This window comes from Phenylobacterium sp., assembly GCF_031181185.1.
GTDB lineage: Bacteria > Pseudomonadota > Alphaproteobacteria > Caulobacterales > Caulobacteraceae > Phenylobacterium.
Map to the genome: position 1 here is coordinate 25,847 of NZ_JAPSKZ010000002.1, position 20,205 is coordinate 46,051.

The 20,205-nt window shown below is 69.6% G+C and carries 19 protein-coding genes; 10 read left to right on the forward strand and 9 right to left on the reverse strand.

The genetic code is table 11. From position 1 onward, the window contains the following. Nucleotide 1: 1 nt before the first annotated feature. On the reverse strand, nt 2-427 hold the full coding sequence (locus tag RIF93_RS00375) for an Lrp/AsnC family transcriptional regulator (protein WP_309087321.1): 426 nt from the start codon (nt 425-427) through the stop codon (nt 2-4). Nucleotides 428-552: 125 nt separating this feature from the next. Here RIF93_RS00375 and RIF93_RS00380 point away from each other — a divergent pair, with 125 nt between their 5' ends. After that, a complete protein-coding gene (locus RIF93_RS00380) occupies nt 553-1,425 on the forward strand; it encodes an arginine deiminase-related protein (RefSeq protein ID WP_309087323.1) in 873 nt (290 codons plus the stop codon). An 11-nt stretch (nt 1,426-1,436) separates the two neighbouring features. Continuing rightward, nucleotides 1,437-2,660, forward strand: a complete 1,224-nt coding sequence (rocD, locus tag RIF93_RS00385; RefSeq protein WP_309087325.1) for an ornithine--oxo-acid transaminase — start codon at nt 1,437-1,439, stop codon at nt 2,658-2,660. Nucleotides 2,661-2,663: 3 nt separating this feature from the next. Here the strand turns inward: rocD and RIF93_RS00390 are convergent, their stop codons facing one another. Both RIF93_RS00390 and RIF93_RS00395 read right to left on the reverse strand, forming a co-directional pair. Continuing rightward, a complete protein-coding gene (locus RIF93_RS00390; protein WP_309087327.1) occupies nt 2,664-4,781 on the reverse strand; it encodes a PQQ-dependent dehydrogenase, methanol/ethanol family in 2,118 nt (705 codons plus the stop codon). A 103-nt stretch (nt 4,782-4,884) separates the two neighbouring features. Beyond that, on the reverse strand, nt 4,885-6,327 hold the full coding sequence (locus tag RIF93_RS00395; protein ID WP_309087329.1) for a PLP-dependent aminotransferase family protein: 1,443 nt from the start codon (nt 6,325-6,327) through the stop codon (nt 4,885-4,887). Between the two features lie 64 nt (nt 6,328-6,391). Here RIF93_RS00395 and RIF93_RS00400 point away from each other — a divergent pair, with 64 nt between their 5' ends. Then, nucleotides 6,392-7,000, forward strand: coding sequence for a hypothetical protein (locus tag RIF93_RS00400; protein ID WP_309087331.1), 609 nt, complete (start codon nt 6,392-6,394; stop codon nt 6,998-7,000). 125 nt (nt 7,001-7,125) lie between these two features. Beyond that, nucleotides 7,126-8,595, forward strand: coding sequence for a sigma-54 dependent transcriptional regulator (locus RIF93_RS00405; protein WP_309087333.1), 1,470 nt, complete (start codon nt 7,126-7,128; stop codon nt 8,593-8,595). Here the strand turns inward: RIF93_RS00405 and RIF93_RS00410 are convergent. Continuing rightward, nucleotides 8,592-8,912 (reverse strand): hypothetical protein, encoded by a 321-nt coding sequence (locus RIF93_RS00410; protein ID WP_309087335.1) that lies wholly within the window; start codon nt 8,910-8,912, stop codon nt 8,592-8,594. The two genes, RIF93_RS00405 and RIF93_RS00410, sit on opposite strands and share 4 nt — an antisense overlap. After that, nucleotides 8,909-9,178 carry a DUF2312 domain-containing protein gene (locus tag RIF93_RS00415; RefSeq protein ID WP_041373665.1) on the reverse strand — a complete coding sequence of 90 codons (270 nt, stop codon included), beginning with the start codon at nt 9,176-9,178 and terminating at the stop codon, nt 8,909-8,911. Before RIF93_RS00415 ends, RIF93_RS00410 begins: the two co-directional genes overlap by 4 nt. A gap of 132 nt (nt 9,179-9,310) precedes the next feature. Here RIF93_RS00415 and folE point away from each other — a divergent pair, with 132 nt between their 5' ends. Further along, entirely contained in the window at nt 9,311-9,898 is a 588-nt protein-coding gene (folE, locus tag RIF93_RS00420) for a GTP cyclohydrolase I FolE (protein ID WP_309087337.1), read from the forward strand. Here folE and RIF93_RS00425 read toward each other — a convergent pair. After that, the gene (locus RIF93_RS00425) at nt 9,895-10,497 is read right to left on the reverse strand and encodes an HAD family phosphatase (RefSeq protein ID WP_309087339.1); all 603 of its coding nucleotides are present in this window, start codon (nt 10,495-10,497) and stop codon (nt 9,895-9,897) included. The genes folE and RIF93_RS00425 overlap by 4 nt on opposite strands. A gap of 11 nt (nt 10,498-10,508) precedes the next feature. Further along, a complete protein-coding gene (gene ykgO / locus RIF93_RS00430) occupies nt 10,509-10,634 on the reverse strand; it encodes a type B 50S ribosomal protein L36 (RefSeq protein WP_111513452.1) in 126 nt (41 codons plus the stop codon). Between the two features lie 131 nt (nt 10,635-10,765). Here ykgO and RIF93_RS00435 point away from each other — a divergent pair, with 131 nt between their 5' ends. Further along, complete coding sequence (locus RIF93_RS00435; RefSeq protein ID WP_309087343.1) at nt 10,766-12,052, forward strand: lytic murein transglycosylase; 1,287 nt, start codon at nt 10,766-10,768, stop codon at nt 12,050-12,052. Here the strand turns inward: RIF93_RS00435 and RIF93_RS00440 are convergent. Next, nucleotides 12,049-13,362 carry an MFS transporter gene (locus RIF93_RS00440; RefSeq protein ID WP_309087344.1) on the reverse strand — a complete coding sequence of 438 codons (1,314 nt, stop codon included), beginning with the start codon at nt 13,360-13,362 and terminating at the stop codon, nt 12,049-12,051. The two genes, RIF93_RS00435 and RIF93_RS00440, sit on opposite strands and share 4 nt — an antisense overlap. A 105-nt stretch (nt 13,363-13,467) precedes the next feature. On the opposite strand from RIF93_RS00440, the gene motA reads away from it, so the two are divergent. The 4 genes from motA (at nt 13,468) to RIF93_RS00460 (ending at nt 16,956) form a co-directional block, all read left to right on the forward strand. After that, nucleotides 13,468-14,337, forward strand: coding sequence for a flagellar motor stator protein MotA (motA, locus tag RIF93_RS00445; protein ID WP_309087346.1), 870 nt, complete (start codon nt 13,468-13,470; stop codon nt 14,335-14,337). 79 nt (nt 14,338-14,416) lie between these two features. Further along, entirely contained in the window at nt 14,417-14,686 is a 270-nt protein-coding gene (locus RIF93_RS00450; RefSeq protein WP_309087348.1) for a hypothetical protein, read from the forward strand. An 80-nt stretch (nt 14,687-14,766) separates the two neighbouring features. Continuing rightward, nucleotides 14,767-16,485 (forward strand): tRNA (5-methylaminomethyl-2-thiouridine)(34)-methyltransferase MnmD, encoded by a 1,719-nt coding sequence (gene mnmD / locus RIF93_RS00455; protein ID WP_309087350.1) that lies wholly within the window; start codon nt 14,767-14,769, stop codon nt 16,483-16,485. Nucleotides 16,486-16,545: 60 nt separating this feature from the next. After that, nucleotides 16,546-16,956 (forward strand): DUF6491 family protein, encoded by a 411-nt coding sequence (locus RIF93_RS00460; protein ID WP_309087352.1) that lies wholly within the window; start codon nt 16,546-16,548, stop codon nt 16,954-16,956. A 59-nt stretch (nt 16,957-17,015) separates the two neighbouring features. On the opposite strand, the gene RIF93_RS00465 is transcribed toward RIF93_RS00460, so the two are convergent. Further along, on the reverse strand, nt 17,016-20,141 hold the full coding sequence (locus RIF93_RS00465) for a TonB-dependent receptor domain-containing protein (protein WP_309087354.1): 3,126 nt from the start codon (nt 20,139-20,141) through the stop codon (nt 17,016-17,018). Nucleotides 20,142-20,205: the final 64 nt, after the last annotated feature.

The window sequence follows — 20,205 nt, forward strand, 5'->3', positions numbered from 1 at the left end:
CTCAAGCCTTCTGGGTCGCCAGCAGGATCGAGGTCTCGGTCGTGGCGATGCCCTCGATCTCGCGGATGCGGTCCAGCGCCTGGCTGAACTGGGCCAGGGTTTCGACGTCCAGTTCCACCACCAGGTCCCAGCGCCCGTTGGTGGAGTGGATCTTGTCCACCTCAGGGAAGCCGCGCAGCGCCTGGACGACGGCGCGGGCCCGCTCACCCTCGATCTCGACGCACATGATCGCGCGGACCCGATTGCCTTCCAGCTCGGGCTTGGTGCGGATGGTGAAGCCTTGGACGACGCCGCGGGCCTGCAGCCGCTCGATGCGGTTCTGAACGGTGCCACGCGAAACCTTCAGCGCCTTGGCCAGGTTGGCCGCCGGCGTGCGGGAATCGGCCCGCAGCAGGGCGATCAGCCGTCGGTCCAGCTCGTCGATCATCTCGCCATGACCTCCTGTCGATTCGCCAATCTGATGCGCACATCGTAGCAGCTTGCCAGCTATTCGCTAGCGCAGCCGCGGAGCACCATCATTTGAAAGAAGCCTAGCCACTGAGGGAGTTTTGCATGGATAGCCGGCCATTCTTCGTGATGACCGACCCGGGCTGCTTCAATGTCAGCTACCGCATCAATCCCTGGATGAATCCCGACGACTGGACGCCCGAACAGGCGGCCATCGCCTGCGCCGGCTCCGCGAAGCTGCGCAAGGCCCTGGAGATCGCCGGAGCCCGCGTCGAGGTGATCGGCGCCGTGAAGGGACTGCCGGACCTGGTGTTTCCCGCCAACGCCGCCACCGTCCTGGACGGCAAGGTGCTGCTCGCGCGTTTCCGCCATCCGGAGCGGCAGGGCGAAGAGGCGATCTTCCGCTCGGTGTTCCAGCGCCTGAAGGCCCGCGGCCTGGTTCGTGAGATCATCGACCTGTCGGACGGCCTGTTTCACGAAGGCGCCGGCGACGCGATCTGGGACCACGATCGCGGCTTCTTCTGGGGCGGCTTCGGCCCGCGCTCCAGCCGGGGCGCGCTGTCGGTGGTGCGCAAGACCTTCGGCTACGAAGTCGTGCCGCTCGAGCTGGCCACCGAAGCCTTCTACCACCTCGACACCTGCTTCTGCCCGTTGGCAGGCGGCCACGTTCTGTACTACCCGGCGGCGTTCACCCCGCAGGCCCTTGCGGCGATCCATGAACGCGTCCCCGCGGCTCGGCGGATCGAGGCCACGGCCGAGGAGGCCGCCGCCCTGTGCGTCAACGCGGTGAACATCGGCTCGACGGTAATCATGGCCCGGGCGCCGGAGAGCCTGCGCCAGAAGCTGAACGCCCGCGGCTACGAGCTGGTGGAGGTCGAGCTCGACCCCTTCATCCGTTCGGGCGGGGCCGCCTACTGCATGACCCTCCGGCTCGACCGCACCAGCGCGCCCGCCGCCTCCATCCTCGCCGCCGAATAGGGGATCGCCCGATGAACGACATCGCCCTGCAACGCTCGCTCACCGAGAGCTACATCGCCATCGAGGCGACCTATGGCGCCAAGAACTACAAGCCCCTCGACGTGGTCCTGACCCGCGGCGAAGGCGTCTACGTCTGGGACGTGGAAGGCCGGCGGTACATGGACTGCCTCTCGGCCTATTCGGCCGTGAACCAGGGCCACTGCCATCCGAAGATCCTGGAAGCGATGGTGCAGCAGGCCCAGCGGCTGACGCTGACGTCGCGCGCCTTCCGCAACGACCAGCTGGCGCCGTTCTACGAAGAGCTTTGCGCGCTGACGAACTCGCACAAGGTGCTGCCGATGAACTCGGGCGCCGAGGCCGTCGAGAGCGCGCTGAAGGTCGCCCGGAAGTGGGGCTACGAGGTCAAGGGCGTGCCGGATGGCCTGGCCGAGATCATCGTCGCCTCCGAGAACTTTCACGGCCGGACGATCAGCATCGTCGGCTTCTCCACCGACCCGCAGTCGCGCGGCGGATTCGGCCCCTTCGCCCCGGGGTTCAAGGTCGTGCCCTATGGCGACGCCAAGGCGCTGGAGGCGGCCGTCACGCCCAACACGGTCGCGATCCTGCTGGAGCCCATCCAGGGTGAGGCCGGGGTGATCATCCCGCCGGCCGGCTACCTGAAGGCCGCCCGCGAGCTCTGCACGCGCGAGAACGTCATCCTGATCCTGGACGAGATCCAGACGGGCCTCGGCCGCACCGGCAAGCTGCTCGCCGAGGAGCACGAGGGCGTCGAGGCCGACCTGACGCTGATCGGAAAGGCGCTGTCCGGCGGCTTCTATCCCGTCTCGGCCGTGCTCTCGAACTCCGAGGTTATGGGCGTGCTGCATCCGGGCGAGCACGGCTCGACCTTCGGCGGCAACCCGCTGGCCTGCGCCGTCGCCCGCGCGGCGCTCCGAGTGCTGACCGAGGAAGGCATGGTCGACAACGCCGCGCGCATCGGCGAGCGGCTGAAGGGTCAGCTGGCGTCGATCAAGGCCGGCGGCGTGAAGGAGGTCCGCGGGCGCGGGCTGATGATCGCCGTCGAGCTGCACGCCGAAGCCGGCGGCGCACGCCGCGTGTGCGAGGCGCTGCAGGCCCGTGGCCTCCTCGCCAAGGAGACCCACGAGCACACCATCCGCATCGCCCCGCCGCTGATCCTGACCGAGACTCAGTCCGACTGGATCGCCGAGCAGTTCGCGGCGGTGCTGCCGAATTAGCCGCTAGAACGAGCCCCGCGCGCCCTGCACCTCGGGCGTCGCGGCGGGCTTCTTCGCCTCGGAGATCACGTAGGCGCGCACGGCCTCCGCGTCCTGCGGGGAGATGTAGCGCGCGAAGCTGGGCATGCCGCGCGTCGCGTTCGCCCCGTCGATGACGACGGCCTTCCAGGACTCCGCGGACGCGGTGATCGGCGAACGCTTCAGGTCCGGCAGCCAGGCGCCAGTCGCATTGGCGCCGTGGCAGACCTGGCAGTTCTGGTGGAACACGGCGAAGCCGCGCTGCACATCGCCCGTGGAGCTGACGTTCGCCAGATCCAGCGGCGGCTGTTCGGCCGGCGCCGGGTAGGCCGGCGCCGTCGCCTTGCCGCCCAGCTTGAAGACCAGCAGTCGTCCGGGGAGTCGCGGCCGCTGGGGCATGCTGGCCGGCGCCGAGAGCTGGCCCGCGCCGCCCACGCCGACCATCACCGCCACATACTGCTCGCCGTCCAGCTCGTAGGTCATGGGCGCGGCGATCACGCCGTTGCCGGTCTTGTAGCTCCACAGCTTCTTGCCGTTGGCCGCGTCATAGGCCGAGAACTCGCCATGCGCCGCGCCCTGGAACACCAGGTTGCCGCCGGTGGAAAGCACCCCCGCGTTCCAGAAATACGGATGATCCACGGTCCAGACCGGCTTCTGGTTCACCGGATCCCACGCCACCAGCTGGCCTTTGATCATCGAGGCCACGGCCTTCATGGTCGCCGCGTCGGTCGGCAGGGCGTTCACCAGGAAATCGACGCCGAGGTTCCAGGCGCCTGCCTTGTAGTTGAAGGCCCGCTCGTCGGTGTAGGCGAACGGCGTGACGTTGGTCGGGATGTAGACCAGACCCGTCTTCGGGTTGAACGCCATCGGCTGCCAATTGTGCGCGCCCAAGGGGCCCGGCACCTGCAGGGTCACCGTCTTCTCGTAGCGCGCGGCGGGGTTTTCGATCGGCCGGCCGGTCTTGGGATCGACGCCGGTCGCCCAGGTGATGTTGGTGTAGGGCTTGGCTGAGATCAGGCGGCCGTTGGCCCGGTCGATGACGTAGAAGAAGCCGTTCTTCGGCGCCTGCATCAGCACCTTGCGCGGCTGCCCGCCGATGTTCAGGTCCGCCAGGATGATGTGCTGGGTAGCCGTGTAGTCCCAGCTCTCGCCCGGTGTCGTCTGGTAGTGCCAGACGTATTCGCCGGTGTCGGGCTTCAGCGCCAGGATGGACGACAGGAAGAGGTTGTCGCCCTTGCCGCCCGAGCGGACCTTGTGGTTCCAGGGATTGCCGTTGCCGATGCCGAAATAGACCAGGTCCAGTTCGGGGTCGTAGGCCATCGAGTCCCACGCCGTGCCGCCGCCGCCGGTCTGTTTCCACGCGCCGTCGCTCCAGGTGGCGTTGACCGTCTCGGCCATCACCTTGTCCGACGCCGCGCCATCCGGCGCGCCCTTCGGGTTGGGCACGGTGTAGAAGCGCCAGGCCTGCTTGCCGGTCGCCGCGTCGTACGCGGTGATGTAGCCGCGCACGCCGTACTCGGCGCCGCCGTTGCCGATCAGCACCTTGTCCTTCACCACCCGCGGCGCGCCGGTGATCGTGTAGGGCTTGGAGGTGTCCGTCGTCTGGACGGACCAGACCTGCTGGCCGGTCTTCGCATCCAGCGCGATCAGCCGCCCGTCGATCGTTCCGACGTAAACTTTGCCCTTCCAGAGCGCGACGCCGCGGTTGACCACGTCGCAGCAGGCGTTGAAGCCCTTCGCGCCCTCGACCTTCGGATCGAACTTCCAGAGCTGCTTGCCCGTCTTGGCGTCGAAGGCGAACACCTTGGACCAGGTGGTCGTCGTGTAAAGCACGCCGTCGACGACCAGGGGCGTCGCCTCCTGACCGCGATCGGTGTCGAAATCGGCGTACCAGGCGAGACCCAGCTGGCCCACGTTGCCCGCATTCACCTGGTCCAGCGGCGAGAAGCGCTGTTCGGAATAGCCCTTGCCGTACGAGAGCCACTCGGCGTTGGCGTCCGCCGCGGCGATCCGCTCGCCGTCGATGTTCGCCGTCTGCGGCTTCTGGCAGGCCGCCAGCGCCAGCGCCACGGCCACGGCCGCACCCAGATGGATGATCTTCATCACGCCCTCCCGCGGCCGGCTCGTGTCGTATGGCCTGACCTTAGGCCGAACTATGCGCGGGTCGGCGCTGGCGGCAAGCATGCCGCAGCGTCAGCGGGTGCGATCAGACGACGGCGCGGGTCGCGGCCTCAGGCGCGTGGACGGCCTGCGGACGCAGGCGGGCGTAGGCGGTGGCCAGCCGGTCGATCGCCTCAGCCATGGGTTCGGCCGGCAGGGTGAAGGGCAGGCGCACGAAGCGTTCGAAGGCGCCGTCGACGCCGAACCTCGGGCCTGCGGCGATGCGCACCCCGTGGCGTTCACAGGTGGCCGCCAGCGCGTTGGACACCGGCGCCGGCAGCTCAGCCCAGACCGACAGACCCCCGGGCGGCGGCGTGACCCGCCAGTCGGGCAGGCGCTCGGCCGCCAACTTCACCAGCCGGTCACGCCGCTCGCGCAGCTCGGCGCGGCGGGCGGCGAGCGCCGCCTCGTCGTCCTGCAGCAACGCCGCGGCGGCCAGTTGCTCGAGCACCGGCGTGCCCAGGTCGATGGAGGCGCGCATGCGGCCCAGCGCGGCGATCATCTCGGGCTCGGCGCGGATCCAGCCGATGCGAAGGCCGCCCCAGAAGCTCTTGCCAGTGGAGCCAAGCCGCACGATCGAGCCCGGCGGCTCGTCGAACCCGTAGGAGGCGCGCGGACCGTCCAGCGACAGGTCCAGCATGGTCTCGTCGAACACGACCACCGTCCGGGTGCGCAGGCCGGCCGCGGCGATGGCCGCACGTCCCGCGAAATCCATCCAGCGGCCGGTCGGGTTGTGGAAGTCCGGCACCAGATGCGCGAGCCGGGGCGCGCTCTGCTGGAAGGCGGCGACCACGCCTTCCACGTCCCAGCCCTCGGCCGGCAGGCTCACCGGCACCGGCCGGCACGAGCCCCGTAGGATGGCGTCGATGGCGTTCGGATACGTGGGATGGTCGATCACGACCCTGTCGCCCGGCCCCGTCAGCAGCCGCAGCATCAGCGCCCAGGCGTGCTGGGCGCCGTGGGTGATCAGGACCTGGTCAGGCGTCGTCGCCAGACCCCGGCGCGTATAGCGGGCGGCGACCGCCTCGCGCAGCACCATCAAGCCGACCGGCTCGTAGCCGTGGTGCGGCAGGTGGGCCGGCAAGGCCTCGATCGCCTTGGCGTAGGCCTGGTGCACGAACTCACCGGCCGGAAGGGCCGCGGCGATCAGATCCACGACGCCGGGTTCGCTCGGCCGGATCAGCGGGCCGGAGTCCCGATGGCCGGGTCCGGTCGGCAGCCGCGTGCGCGCCCCGGCGCCCTGCCGGCTCTGCAGGAAGCCCTGCTCACGCAGGCGGGTGAAGGCGCCCGTGACGGTCGTTCGGCTGACCTCCAGCGCCTGGGCCAGTTCGCGTTCGCCCGGCAGCACCACGTCAAGGGGCAGCCGCCCGTCGAGGATCAGCAGGCGCAGGCCGTCGGCCAGCTGGCGGTAGGCCGGACCGGCCTGGTCCGTCCGCCAAGCGCCCAGCAGGCGCGTCAGCGATGCGGCCCGGATACGACGAGGGGTCATCAGGCCACGCTACCCCCACTGGATATTTTTTCCAAGGCCAGTTGTCGCCACCTTGGATGCCATGATGACCCGCCGTCTTATCCAGCTCTTCACTGGCCTAGCCCTGTACGGCCTCTCCATCTCGGTGATGCTGGAGGCGGGCCTCGGCCTTGAGCCCTGGGGCGTGCTGAACGAAGGCGTCACCGAGCAGACGCCGCTGTCGTTCGGCCTCGTCGTGTGCCTGATCGGCGCGCTGGTGCTGCTGCTGTGGATCCCGCTAAAGCAGAAGCCCGGCTTCGGCACCCTCGCCAACGTCGTGGTTATCGGCCTGGCGGTGGACGCCACCGCGCCGCTGGTCCCCGACATCGACGGCTATCCGCTGCGGGCGCTGTTCTTGGGCCTGGGCATCCTGCTGAACGGGATCGCCGGCGGCCTCTACATCGGCGCAGGCCTTGGCCCCGGACCGCGCGACGGCCTCATGACCGGCCTCGCCCGCCGCACCGGCTGGCCCCTGCGCCGGGTGCGGACCGGCATCGAGCTTACGGTGCTGGCGGCCGGCTGGCTGCTGGGCGGCACCGTGGGGGTCGGCACGGTGCTCTATGCGCTCTCGATCGGCCCCTTGGTGCAGTTCTGCCTGCGCCGCTTCAGCATCCCCGCGGCCGAACCCAAGCCCACGCTGGTCCCCGCCGAGTAGTCCCGCCGTTAACCTCCGACTCAGGCTTCCGAAACCCCGCCTTTACCCCTGCCCTGTACCAAAGGGGGACAACAACGGACCGCACGCAGAGGCGGCCCTGACTCAAGATCGGTGGGTGTTTTCTCATGGCCAAGACGGTCCTCGTCGTCGATGACGATCCGACGCAGCGGCGTCTCATCCAGGCGGTGCTCGAGCGCGAAGGCTTCGCCGTCGCCCATGCCGAGTCCGGCGACCAGGCCATCTCGCGTCTGGCCGCCGGCGGCGCGGCCGACGTCGTCCTGCTGGACCTGGTCATGCCCGGCATCTCGGGCCAGGACACCCTGGCCGAGATGCGCGCCCGGGGCTTCAACCAGCCGGTGATCGTGGTCACCGCCACCGGCGGGATCGACACCGTCGTCCAGGCCATGCAGGCCGGGGCCATCGACTTCTTCGTCAAGCCCGCCGCGCCCGAGCGCATCATCGTCTCAATCCGCAACGCGCTCTCGATGGGCGCGCTGAAGGGCGAGGTCGACCGGCTGAAGAAGCACACGAGCGGCCGCACCACCTTCGAGGACCTGATCGGCTCCTCCCCGGCCATGACCATGGTCAAGCGTATGGGCGAACGCGCCGCCAAGTCCACGATCCCAATCCTGATCACCGGCGAGAGCGGCGTCGGCAAGGAGGTCATCGCCCGGGCCGTGCACGGCTCGTCCGACCGCGCCGGCAAGCCCTTCGTCGCCGTGAACTGCGGCGCCATCCCCGAGAACCTCGTGGAGTCGATCCTGTTCGGCCACGAGAAGGGCAGCTTCACGGGCGCCACCGACAAGCACCTGGGCAAGTTCCAGGAGGCCAACGGCGGCACCCTGTTCCTCGACGAGGTCGGCGAGCTGCCGCTCGACGTGCAGGTCAAGCTGCTGCGCGCCCTGCAGGAGAGCGAGATCGATCCGATCGGCTCCAAGCGCTCCATCAAGGTCGACGTGCGCATCGTCTCGGCGACGAACCGGGACCTCAGCCAGGCCGTGGCGGAAGGGCGCTTCCGCGAGGATCTCTACTACCGGCTGAACGTCTTCCCGATCGAGGCGCCGTCTCTGCGCGAGCGCAAGGAGGACATCCCAGCCCTGGTCGACTGCTTCGTCCGGCGCTTCAACGTCGAGGAAGGCAAGTCCGTGGTGGGCGCCGCGCCCGAGACGCTGGCCTGCCTCACCGCGTTCGACTGGCCCGGCAACGTCCGCCAGCTCGAGAACGCCGTCTATCGCGCCATCGTGCTGGCCGATGCGCCCTACCTGCAGCCGCACGACTTCCCGGCGATCTCCGGCATCGCCGCGCCGCCGCCGGAAGCCCTGCCCAGCGCGCCGATGCCCGTCCCCTCGGCCGCCGAACTCGCCGCCGGCCTGCCGCAGGCCGACACGCCCGTCCGCATCCTCGACCACAAGGGCCACATCCGCCCGCTGGAGGAGATCGAGCGCGACCTCATCCAGCACGCCATCGAGGTCTACGCCGGCCACATGAGCGAAGTGGCCCGCCGCCTCGGCATCGGCCGCTCGACGCTCTACCGCAAGGTCCGCGAGAACGGGCTGGAGGGGTTGATCAAAGGCTCCGAGGAAGCCGCGGCTTAGTCTTCGCGCTTCTTCCGGAATGGCTTCCGCTGGAGACCCTTCTTCTCGCCCTTGGCCTTGGCGGCGATCTCTTTCAGCTTGAGCGCCTGCATGGCCGAGAGCGCCTGGCCGGGCGCGCCCTTCTCGGGGTCGCCGAAGGCGCGGCCGTAGGTCTTCACGCGGTCGGTGACGGACCCGAGGAATTCGCCCTCCCATTCGGAGAGCTCCACGCCCGTCTTGTCGGCGGTCCGGCGGGCGCGTTTGAGGGCGTTGAGGGCGGCGCGCTTGGCGGCCGCCTTCTGGGCCTCGTAGGGCGAGAGTGGCGCCTTGCGCTTCAAATCTCTCCGATCGCCGAGAGATAGAGGTCGAGGATCGCCTCTTCCTCCTGACGCTTCGCCCGGTCCTGCTTCCGGATGCGGATCACCTTGTTGATGATCTTCACGTCGAAGCCGTTGCCCTTGGCCTCGGCCTTCACTTCCTTGATCTGCTCCGAGATCTCGGCCTTCTCCTGCTCGAGGCGCTCGATGCGCTCGATGATGCTCTTGAGCTGCCCCTGGGCGGTGGCGTTCAGCACGTCGGAGTGGGCGGAAGCGTCGTCGGCCATGGTGAAGCTCTACCTAAGTCGGAGATGGCAGGGAAGGCGCGGTGTTTAGCGATCCGCACGGGGGCTGTCATGCGGCCATGAACCTCGACTAGAACCTGGCCGTTGAGACGCATCGACGCGGAGGGTTCAGACATGTCCGACGGCAAGCGCCGCCCCACCGAAGAGGAAGCCCTGGCGGCGGTCCGGACCCTGATCGAATGGGCCGGCGACGACCCGGACCGCGAGGGCCTGCTGGATACGCCGCGCCGCGTGGTGAAGTCCTACAAGGAGCTGTTCGCCGGCTATGAGAGCGACCCGCGCGAGTACCTGGAGCGCACCTTCGACGAGGTGGGCGGCTACGACGAACTGGTCATCCTGAAGGACATCCGCGTGGTCAGCTTCTGCGAGCACCACATGCTGCCGTTCCTAGGGAAGGCCCACGTCGGCTACCTGCCCCGCAACCGCGTCGTCGGCATCTCCAAGCTGGCCCGCGTGGTGCACGGCTTCGCCCGGCGCCTGCAGATCCAGGAGAAGCTGACCGCCGAGATCGCCGAGGCGATCCAAGACATCCTCGATCCCAAGGGCGTGGGCGTGGTCATTGTCTCCGAGCACAGCTGCATGACCATGCGGGGGGTCAATACGCCCGGCTCGCGGCTCACCACCAGCCACCTGCTGGGCGAGGTGCGCGACGATCCTCGGACCCGCCAGGAGTTCTTCGAGCTGGTGCGTAACGGAGCCTAGAGCAGGCCGCGGGCCTCGAGGGCCGGCCTGAGCGCCGCCGGATCGGTGAAGTGGTGGACGTCCAGGCCCAGTTGCTCGGCCGCGGCGATGTTCTTGGCGCTGTCATCCACGAACAGGATGTCGGCAGGCGCCAGGCCGAACCGGTCGCAGACCAGTTGGAAGGCCTCGGCCGATGGCTTCGTCACCCCGTCGACCCCCGAGGCGACCACGCCCTTCAGCCGCGCGAAGGCGGGGCTCAGCGCCATCGTGCCCTCCAGCGTCTCGTGCGAGATGTTCGACAGCCCGTACTGCGGGACGCCGCGGGCGTGCAGGGCCTCGATCGCGGCTTCGGTCTCGGGGATGGGACCCGAGAACATCTCCCACCACCGCGCTTCCCAGGCGTGGATCGCCTCGGCGTATTCGGGATGCTTCGGAAGCAGGCGCTCACGGTTCTCGGCGAAGGTCACGCCCGCGTCGTGCGCCATGTGCCAGTCCATCGTGCAGACATGGCTAAGGAACCGGTCGAGCTCGGCCGGTTCCTTGAAGATCTTGGCGTAGAGCGTGCGCGGGTCCCAGCGCACGATGACATTGCCGAAGTCCCAGAGTACGGCCTTCGGCATGCCGCGCGCGCTTAGCCTTGCTTGGCCTTAAAGCGGGGGTCGGTCTTGTTGATGATGTACACCCGGCCCTTGCGGCGCACGAGCTTGCAGTCGCGGTGACGCGTCTTGAGCGACTTGAGCGAGCTTCTGACCTTCATGACCGTAACATCTGTGGGGCCGCGAGGCCCGGTTTCCACAAGAGCGGGCGCATATACGGGGACCGGCGCCTTTCGTCAACCTGACGGCGTTGTGATTGGGAGCTTGAGTCCCGCCCATTAGGATTCCCGCGATGCGTCGTCGTTATCTGCTTGCCCTCTACGTCCTCGCCGGTTGCGCCAGCCCGCCGAGGCCGGCCCCACCCCCCGCGACCCCGCCCGTGACCGCCGCGCCCGCTCCGCCAGCGCCGGTGACCGTTCCCGTGAAGCCGCCGACCGCGTCCGGCGACATGATCTTCGACGCCTGGGCCGCCGAGTTCCAGGGCCGCGCGCTCGCCGCGGGCATCCGACCCGATGTCTTGGAGCGCGAGATGGCGGGACTGACGCCCGATCCGCGGGTCGCGGGTCTCGACAGCCGCCAGCCCGAGTTTTCCAAGCCAGTCAGCGCCTATCTGCAGGGCGTGGTCACGGCCGACCGGGCGACCATCGGCCAGCGCCGCCGCGCCGACATGCCCGAGCTCGCCGCCATTGAGGAACGCTATGGCGTACCCCGCGAGATCCTGCTGGGAGTCTGGGCGCTGGAGAGCGGCTTTGGCGCCATCCAGGGAGACATGGACGTGATCCGCTCGGTGGCCACCTTGGCCGCCCAGGGCCGCCGCCGCGCCTGGGCCGAGGGCGAGCTGATCGCCGCGCTGAAGATCATCCAGTCCGGCGAACACCCGCGCTCGCGGCTCAAGGGCTCCTGGGCCGGGGCCATGGGACAGACCCAGTTCATCCCGACGACCTTCCTGTCCACCGCCGTGGATTTCGATGGCGACGGCCGGCGCGACATCTGGGCCTCGCGCGCCGATGCGCTCGGTTCAGCCGCCAACCTGCTCGCCAAGGCGGGCTGGGTGCGCGGCCAGAGCTGGGCCCGCGAGGTCGTCGTTCCCGACGGCTTCGACTTCAGTCAGACCGAAGGCCCGCAACTGACGCCCGCCCAGTGGGCGGCCATGGGCGTGAAGCGCGCCGACGGCCTGCCGTGGAGCGACGCCGACGCCCAGGCGCAGGCCCAGCTGGTGGCGCCGGCTGGCGCCAAGGGGCCGTTGTTCCTGCTGTTCCCGAACCACTTCGCGATCCGCAAGTACAACAACAGCCTGGCCTATGCCTTGGGCGTCGGCATGCTAGCCGACCGCTTCTCCGGCATGGGCGGCGTGGTCAGGCCCTGGCCGCAGGAGCAACCGCTGTCGCTGGTCGACCGCATGACCGCCCAGCGGGCGCTGAATGCGCTCGGCTTCAACGCCGGCAATCCGGACGGCGTGGTCGGCATGAACACGCGCACCGCCCTTCGCGCCTGGCAGAAGGCCCGCAACCTGACCGCCGACGGCTACCTGTCGCCCGAGATGGTCCAGCGCCTGAAGGCCGAGGCGGGCGTGGGTTAGACCCCGCCCTCGTCCCGCTTCTCGAGCGTCGCGATCGCCGCGGCTTCGCGGCTGGCGGGCTCGGGGTCGGCGTTGCGCAGCTGGGCGTTGCGGAAGCAGTAGACCAGCATGGCGAGGGTCAGCGCCGCGTTCAACAGGAACGGGGCCGGCGCGATGTGCTGGTAGAGCCAGACGAAGAACGGCGCGAGCACCACATTGATGCCGTTGACCGCCGCGATGGCGCCTGCGACGCGGGCCTGTTCCTCGATGCTCACGGCGATGGACGAGCCGGCGGTGAACCCCGGCCGGGCGAAGCCGAAGCCGAGGCTCGAGATCGCGTAACCCGCGACCACGATGTAGTAGTCCGGCGCGACCGCCACGATCACGTTGCCCAACGCCGCGACCGCCACGCCCCAGCGCAGCAGCTGGCGCGGGGTCATCTGGAACATGCGGATCAGGCCCCACTGGGCGAGGAGCCCCGCCACCGCGCCGAACATCATTGCGATGGCGATGAAGTACTGCGCCTGGGCCGGCGACATCGAGAGCTTGTCGATGATCAGGAAGCCCAGCGTCTGCGCCTGGGCGGTCTGGCACGTGGCGACGATGAAGCCGTAGATCAGAAAGGGCGTGACCCGCGGGTCGCGCCACATGGGCTTCTCCTTGGGCGCGCCGGCCACCACCGGTCGCCGTGGCCGCCGGGCCTCCGGCGCGACCGGCGTCTCGGGCAGGTAGCGCCAGACCACGAACAGCATGGCCGCCGCGATCAGGGCGAAGGTGAAGAGCGGGCCGGCCAGCCCGATCACCGGATAGATGAAGAGCGGCGCCAGGAACGGGCCGATCACCGTGCCCAGCCCGAAGGCGCCGGCCAGGCTGGCCATGGCCTGCGTGCGCTTCTCGGGCGGCGTGCGCTCGGCGACATAGGCCTGGGTGGCGGGGTTCGCGGCGGCGCCGAAGAGGCCGAACAGCGCCCGCGCCAGCAGGAACAGGATGAAGATGACCAGCGGCGCCGCCAGGTGCCGCAGCCCCGCGCTCACCACCAGGCCGCAGAGCGCCATCGAGACCATGAAACCCGACAGGCCGACCATCATCAGCGGCTTGCGGCCGCGCCGGTCGGACGCCCTCGCCCACCAGGGGGAGGACACGGCCCAGAGCACCGCCGAGAGCGAGAAGATCGCCGCCACCATGGGGTCGGGGATGCCGATCGAGCGGCCGATCGCCGGCAGGACCGAGATCAGCCCGGTATTGCCCAGCGCCGTGGCCAGGGACACGCCAAAGATGATGGCGAACGGCCGGCGGGACAGGCCCGCCTCGGGCGGCGCGGAGCTGGGCATCGGGTTCACCGCTTACGCCCGACGCGGCGGCCAGCGCAAACCCGAATGACGCTCACGGCCCATTAAGCATTAACGGCCATGCTCGCCGCGCCTTCGGGGGAGTCCATGTTCCAGATCATCGGCATCGTGCTGCTGTTCGCGCTGGTGTTCGGCAGCTACATCATCTCGGGCGGCAACATGGCGGTGATCCTCCATGCGCTTCCTCACGAGATGATGGCGATCGGCGGCGCCGGCGTGGCGGCGTTCCTGATCGCCAACTCGATGCCGGTCATCAAAGGGACCGCCGGCGGCTTCGGGAAGATCTTTTCGGGGCCGAAGTGGAAGCCCGCTGACTACCGCGACCTGTTGGCCCTGCTCTTCCTGCTGACCAAGACGATGAAGTCCAAGGGCGTCATCGCGCTGGAAAGCCACATCGAGAACCCGAAGGAGAGCACGATCTTCACGCGGTTCCCGAAGATCATGAAGGACCACTTCGCCATCGACTTCATCTGCGACACGCTGCGGATGATGACCATGAACCTGGAGGATCCCCACCAGGTTGAAGACGCGATGGAGAAGCAGCTCGAAAAGCACCATCACGAAGCGCTGGCGCCGAGCCACGCCATGCAGAACCTGGCCGACGCCTTGCCCGCCCTGGGCATCGTCGCCGCCGTGCTGGGCGTCATCAAGACCATGGGCTCCATTACCGAGCCGCCGGAAGTTCTCGGCGGCATGATCGGCTCGGCGCTGGTCGGGACCTTCCTGGGCGTGTTCCTGGCCTATGGCCTCGTCGGTCCCTTCGCCACGCGCATGAAGGAGGTCACCGAGGAAGAAGGCTCCTTCTACAGGATCATCCAGTCGGTGCTCGTCGCCCACCTGCACGGCAACGCCGCGCAGATCTCGGTGGAGATCGGCCGCGGCAACGTCCCGTCCGGCGCCCAGCCCAGCTTCCTCGAGCTGGAAGAGGCTCTCTCGAACATCCCGAACGAGGCCTGAGCGGCCTTGCCGCTCGCGGCCGGCGCGGCCTATCCCTGACCCTCGCGCCAACGCAGGCGCTCGGAAGAGGACTAGGGACATGACCCACGAACTGCTCCGCAAGCTGCTCGTCGCCGGCGCCGCCGTCGCCGCCCTGACCGTCGCCGCCTGCTCGAAGAACGAAGAGGCGGCCGAAACCACGCCGGCCGCTGAGACCGCCGCCGCCCCCGCCGACGCCGAGGCCGCCATGCAGGCCGCAGCGGCCGACGCCGCCGCCGCTGCTGGCGACACGGCCCCGGCCGACGCCACGACCGCCGCCGAGGCGCCGACCACGCCGCCGGCCGCCGAAGCGCCCGCCGAGAAGCACTAAGCGCCAGGGCGACTTTCGCTTAAAGACACGGGGCCGCCCCAGCCGGGCGGCCCTTTTTCTTGGCCGGACCGACCTTTTCGATGACCGGAAGCCCGCTGGACTGGACTGCCGACGGCCAGCCGCGCTCGCGGCTGTTCGGCGACGTCTATTTCTCGGCCGAAGACGGTCTGGCCGAGACCCGCGCCGTGTTCCTGGACGGCTGCGGCGTGCCCGACGCCTGGGCCGGACGGCGCCGGTTCGTGGTCGCCGAGCTGGGCTTCGGAACGGGCCTGAACATCGCAGCCTTGCTCGATCTCTGGCGCCGCACCGGCCCGCCCGGAGGCCAGCTCCACGTCTTCACGGTCGAAGGCTTCCCGATCGCGGCCGACGAGGCGGCCCGGGCGCTCGCCCGCTGGCCCGAGATCGCCCAGGCGGCCCAGGCGCTCACCCGTCGCTGGCCGGGCCGCGCCCGCGGCGTCCACCGGCTGGAAATCCCCGAGTTCTCGGCCGTCGTCGACGTGGCCGTGGGCGACGTCGCCGAGGCGCTCGCCGGCTGGACGGGCCGCGCCGACGCCTGGTTCCTCGACGGCTTTTCGCCGGCGCTCAATCCCCAGATGTGGTCCGACGAGATCCTGGCGCTCGTGGGCGCGAGGTCCGCGCCCGGCGCACGGGCCGCGACCTTCACGGTAGCCGGCCAGGTCCGGCGGGGGCTGGCGGCGGCAGGCTTCTCCGTCGAGAAACGCCCCGGATTCGGCCGTAAGCGGGAGCGGCTGGAGGCGCGTTTCCCAGGCGAACCGCAGGACGCCTCCAGCCGCCGCGTGGCCATCGTCGGCGGCGGCGTGGCCGGGGCCGCCGCCGCGCGGGCGGTGCGCGCCCTCGGCGGCGAGGCGGTCGTCTTCGAGGCGGACGCGCCGGGCGCCGGCGGCTCGGGGAACCCCGCCGCTTTGGTCACGCCGCGCCTGGACGCCGGCCTCGGCGCACCCGCCCAGCTGTTCGCCCGCGCCTTCGCCCGGGCCGTCCAGCTCTGTCGCGCCCTCCCGCAGGCGATCATCACCGAAGGCGTGCTGCAGCTTGCGACGGCCGACCGCGACCTCCCCCGCTACGAGAAGATCGCCGCCTCCGACCTGTTCGAGCCCGGCGAGCTGACGGTGCTCTCGGCGGCGGAGGCGGCGGAACGCCTGGGCGAGCCCGCCCCCGCCGCCCTTGACCAGCGCAGCGCCCTGGTCGTCGAACCCGCGGTTCTCCTGGAAGCCTGGGCGGGCGAGACGCGGCGGACGCGCGTGGCCAACATACGCGACCTGGACGCCGACGCCGTGATCGTCGCCGCGGCGCTCGGCTCGCGAGCGCTGCTGCCGGACCTGCCCCTGAAGCCCGTCCGCGGTCAGGCGAGCTGGGCGCCTGCACAGCATTTCGCCGCCGCCGCCGCATGGGGCGGCTATGTGCTTCCGACTCGCGACGGGGTCCTCTTCGGCGCCACCCACGACCGCGACGACGAGGCCGTCGACCTGCGCGCCGATGACCACCGACGTAATCGGGAGACCCTCGCGCGCGCCCTGCCGGGTCTCGCGACGCGGCTCGCGGACGCCATCCTGGACGGCCGCGCCTCGGTGCGGGCGACAACGCCCGACCGCCTGCCGATCGCGGGAACGACCCGCGACGGCATCCATGTCCTGACGGGTTTTGGGTCGCGCGGGTTCTCGCTCGCGCCGCTGCTGGCCGAGCACGTAGCCGCCCAGGCGCTCGGCGCGCCCTCGCCGCTGCCGGCCGCGGCGCAGGCCCTCGTAGACCCCGCACGTTTCGCCCGCCGAGCCCGTTCCTGAAACCGGCGCCGCCGCCTATATTCGCGGCTGCTCGGGGGACATTCCGCCAGGAACCGAGACATGAAGAGCAAGAACCGCGTGGCCGCCGCCGTCCTGGGCCTGGCGGCGCTGGGCCTGTCCTCGCCGCAGGGCGCGGTCGCCAAATCGCCGCTGGAAGGCGCCGAGAAAGGCAAGCGCCAGTGCTTCTGGACCAGCCAGGTCAACAACTTCGCCGCCGAGAACGACCGGGTCGTCAACGTCCGCGTCGGCGTACGGGAGGTCTATCGCCTGGAGATCTTCGGAACCTGTCCCGAGATCGACTGGACCCAGAAGATCGCGCTCGTCTCGCGCCACGGCTCGAGCATCTGCAGCGGCCTGGACGCCGAGATCGTCACGCCCTCGGCGATCGGCCCGCAGCGCTGCACGGTCCGCAATATTCGCAAGCTGACGCCGGCCGAGGTCGAGACCCTGCCGCGGAAGGCCAGGCCCTGACGTAAAGAAAAGGGGACGCCGTCGCCAGCGCCCCCTGCAGTCGCTCTCCTGGGAGACGATCAGAACCGCTTGCGCACGCCCAGTTCGAAGACACGGCCCAGCGGGTTCCCGTTCGTGTAGTCGTAGTTGTACTGGCTGGGCGCGTACGGCGGGTCGGTGTCGAAGATGTTCTGGACGCTCAGCGACACCATGGCGTCCCACGGCGCTTCCCACCGCACGATCAGGTCGTGCTGCCAGAAGTCGTCCGACTTGCCGACCGGGACCAGCTCGCGCCCCGCCGTCGCCGTGGGGTTCGGCACGGTGACGAACAGCGGCGAGCCGAAGGCGGGCGAGGTGCCTTCCGCATAGCGCGTCTGCCAGCGCACCGAGACCGGGCCCCGGTTGAACGAGGCGAACAGGTTCGCCTTCACTTCCGGATACGAGAAGAAGTCGTTGATCAGGTCGGAGAGGCCCGCGCGGTCCTCGGCCGGCGAGATGGCGATGTTGGAGCCCAGCATGGTCACCGCGCCGCGCTTGTACTCGATCAGATAGGTCGCTTCGCCGCCCACCGACCAGCTGCCGTCGAACCAGCCGTCCCAGTCGTACTGGGCGCGCAGCTCCAGGCCGGAGGTCTTGGTGCTGGGGCCGTTGGTGAAGAAGCTGCGCAGCCGGGCCACGTTGCCGGCCCCGCAGGCGCCGGCGAAGGTGAACCGGGCCTGCAGCGCGGCGAACGCAGGATTGCCGCAGTTCGCGTTCGAGTTGCCGGGGAACATGGTCGCGTACAGGCGCGCACCGCTTTCCTCGATGATCTCGTCCTTGAACTTGAAGTTGAAGTAGTCGAGCGTCGCCGAGAAGCCGCCGATCTCGACGATGGCGCCCAGGTTGAAGGTGTCGGCCTTCTCGGGCTTCAGGTCGGGGTTGCCGCAGCTCTGGAACGCGCGATAGGCGCTGCCCAGGACACGCACCCCGTTGTTGCAGCCGGGGGTGACGAAGCCCACCGGCGGGGCGCGGAACGTGGTGCTGGCCGTGCCGCGCAGGGCCAGCCAGTCCATCACCTGCCACTTCACGGCCACCTTGGGGTTGGTCGTGGAGCCGATGTTGCCCTGATAGGCCTCGTGTCGGATGGCGAAGCTGAGGTTGATGGCGTCGGTGAGCGGCGCCTGCAGCTCGCCGAAGATCGCCTTCACGTTGCCGTCGTCGTCCCGGTCGGTGTTCGAGCCGAAGAAGATCAACGGGCCGGTCTCGTCGGCGCAGCTCGCGCGGTCGGGACAGGGGTTCTCGTCGGCGTTGAACAGCGCGCCGTACTTCCGCAGTTCGCGGTTGTAGCGGTACTGCACGCCGAGCGCCCAGGCGAGATTGCCGCCGCCCAATTCGAAGCCCGTCTCGCCCGAGAAGACGGTGTCGACGACCAGGAGCTGGTTGGTCAGGACGTTCGTGTAGTTGCCGTAGAGCCAGGCGACCACCTGCGGATCGTTGGCGACGGCGGGGTTGAAGTAGGGGTTCGCGGCCCCGTTCACGGCGCTGACCGGCACGCTGTTGGTGAACGGGTTGAAGTAGTAGCAGCCGAGCGCGGTGTTGCCCGCGCCGGTGGTGAAGTTGGCAGTTTCGGCGGCCGTGCACCCGCCCGGATCGTCAGCCTTGGCGCCGAAGCCGCGCAGGGCCAGCTGCAGGTTGCGGACGAGCAGGTCGTTGGTGTTGGTGGTGTTCTTCTGCTCCATGAAGGTGACGGCGGTGTCGAAATTGATCCCGCCGAAGACCTTGCCCTGGAAGCCGGCCGAGAGCCGGTAGCCGTCGTTCACGACCGCCTGGTGGTCGGCCTTGTCCTTGTTCAGCGGATGGCCGGCGAAGGCGATGGCCCGCCAGCCCAGCTGGACGATGTCGACGCCCCGCGCGCCCAGCGGAGCGCCGGGCTGTGCGCCGGTCGGGGCGTTGGCCGTGGCTCGGATCGTCGCGCACTGGGCCGCGGTGAGCGGCGCCGCGCAGGTGTTGAGCAGGGCGACGAGGCCCGGGTGGTTGGCCGGGATGTTGTAGGGCACCGACAGGTTCGGTCCGCTCGCCGCCGTCGGCGAGAACGAGGTGCCGCCGGCCGACACCGGCGAGGGGTACTGCGCCGTCAGGTTCGCGGGCGAGAGGCGCTGCATCGGCACCTCGTTCTTGGCCCAGGCCGCCTCGGCGTGGAACGACAGGTTCTCCGACAGATCGAAGTTCACCTCGCCGTAGAGCTGGTAATGGTCCTCCTCGTTCACCAGGTCGTTGAAGTTCGAGAACTGGAAGCGGCAGGTTGAGCTCGTCGTCGCCGGGTTCTGGGCGCTGACCGGCACCGCGACGGTGGCGGTGGCGCCCTGGCCCAGCGTGCCGTTCAGCGGGTTCGGATAGGTGATGTTGTTGGTGAGGACGCCGCCCAGCTCCTCACAGCCGTTGTCGCGGAACAGCGTCGCGCCGGCCAGGAACAGGCCCGGGTTGGAGGCGCCGGTCCAGCCGCCGGCGCCGGCGTAGCCGCCGAAGTCGAACGACCTGAGCGCCCAGTCGCGCTCGTGGATGTCGAGCCTGGACCGATGCCGGTAGCCGGCGGTCAACAGGACGTTGCCGTTGTCGAAGTCCTTACCGAACGCCGCCTGGGCGTTGTAGTCGCCGTCCGAGCCGTCGATCAGGGCGTACTCGCCCGACACCTCGAGGCCGTCCAGGTCCTTGCGTGTGATGAAGTTCACGACCCCGCCGATCGCGTCCGAGCCGTAGGTGGCGGCCGCTCCGTCCTTCAGGATCTCGACCCGCCCGACCGCGGCCGTGGGGATGAAGTTGAGATTGGCGCCGCCGCCCTGGAACGCCGCCACCGGGCTGTCGGCGAGTCGCCGGCCGTTCATCAGCGTGAGCGTCCGCGCCGCACCGAAGCCGCGAAGGTTGATCGTCGCGGTCCCGGCGCCGCCGTTGTAGCGGTTGCTCTCCCCCAGCGACGACTGGGACGAGGTCACGTTCTTCACCAGCTGGACGACCGTCGGAGAGCCTTGCGCCTCCAAGTCCTCGTTGCTGAGCACGTCGACCGGCAGGGCGGTGTCTTCGGGCGTGCCGGCGATCAATGAGCCGGTGACGACCACTTCCTCGACGTCGGTGGCCCGCGCGGGGGCCGTCTGGGCTTGCGCCTGGGCCGCGACGCCTAGGGCCAGGGTGACGGCCAGCAGGGAGCCGCCGCAGAAATAGCTGCGTTTCATGGTCAAATTTCCTCCCCTCAGGCGCGCCCGCCGCATCTGATGCACGGCTGGTCGATCCCCTGAG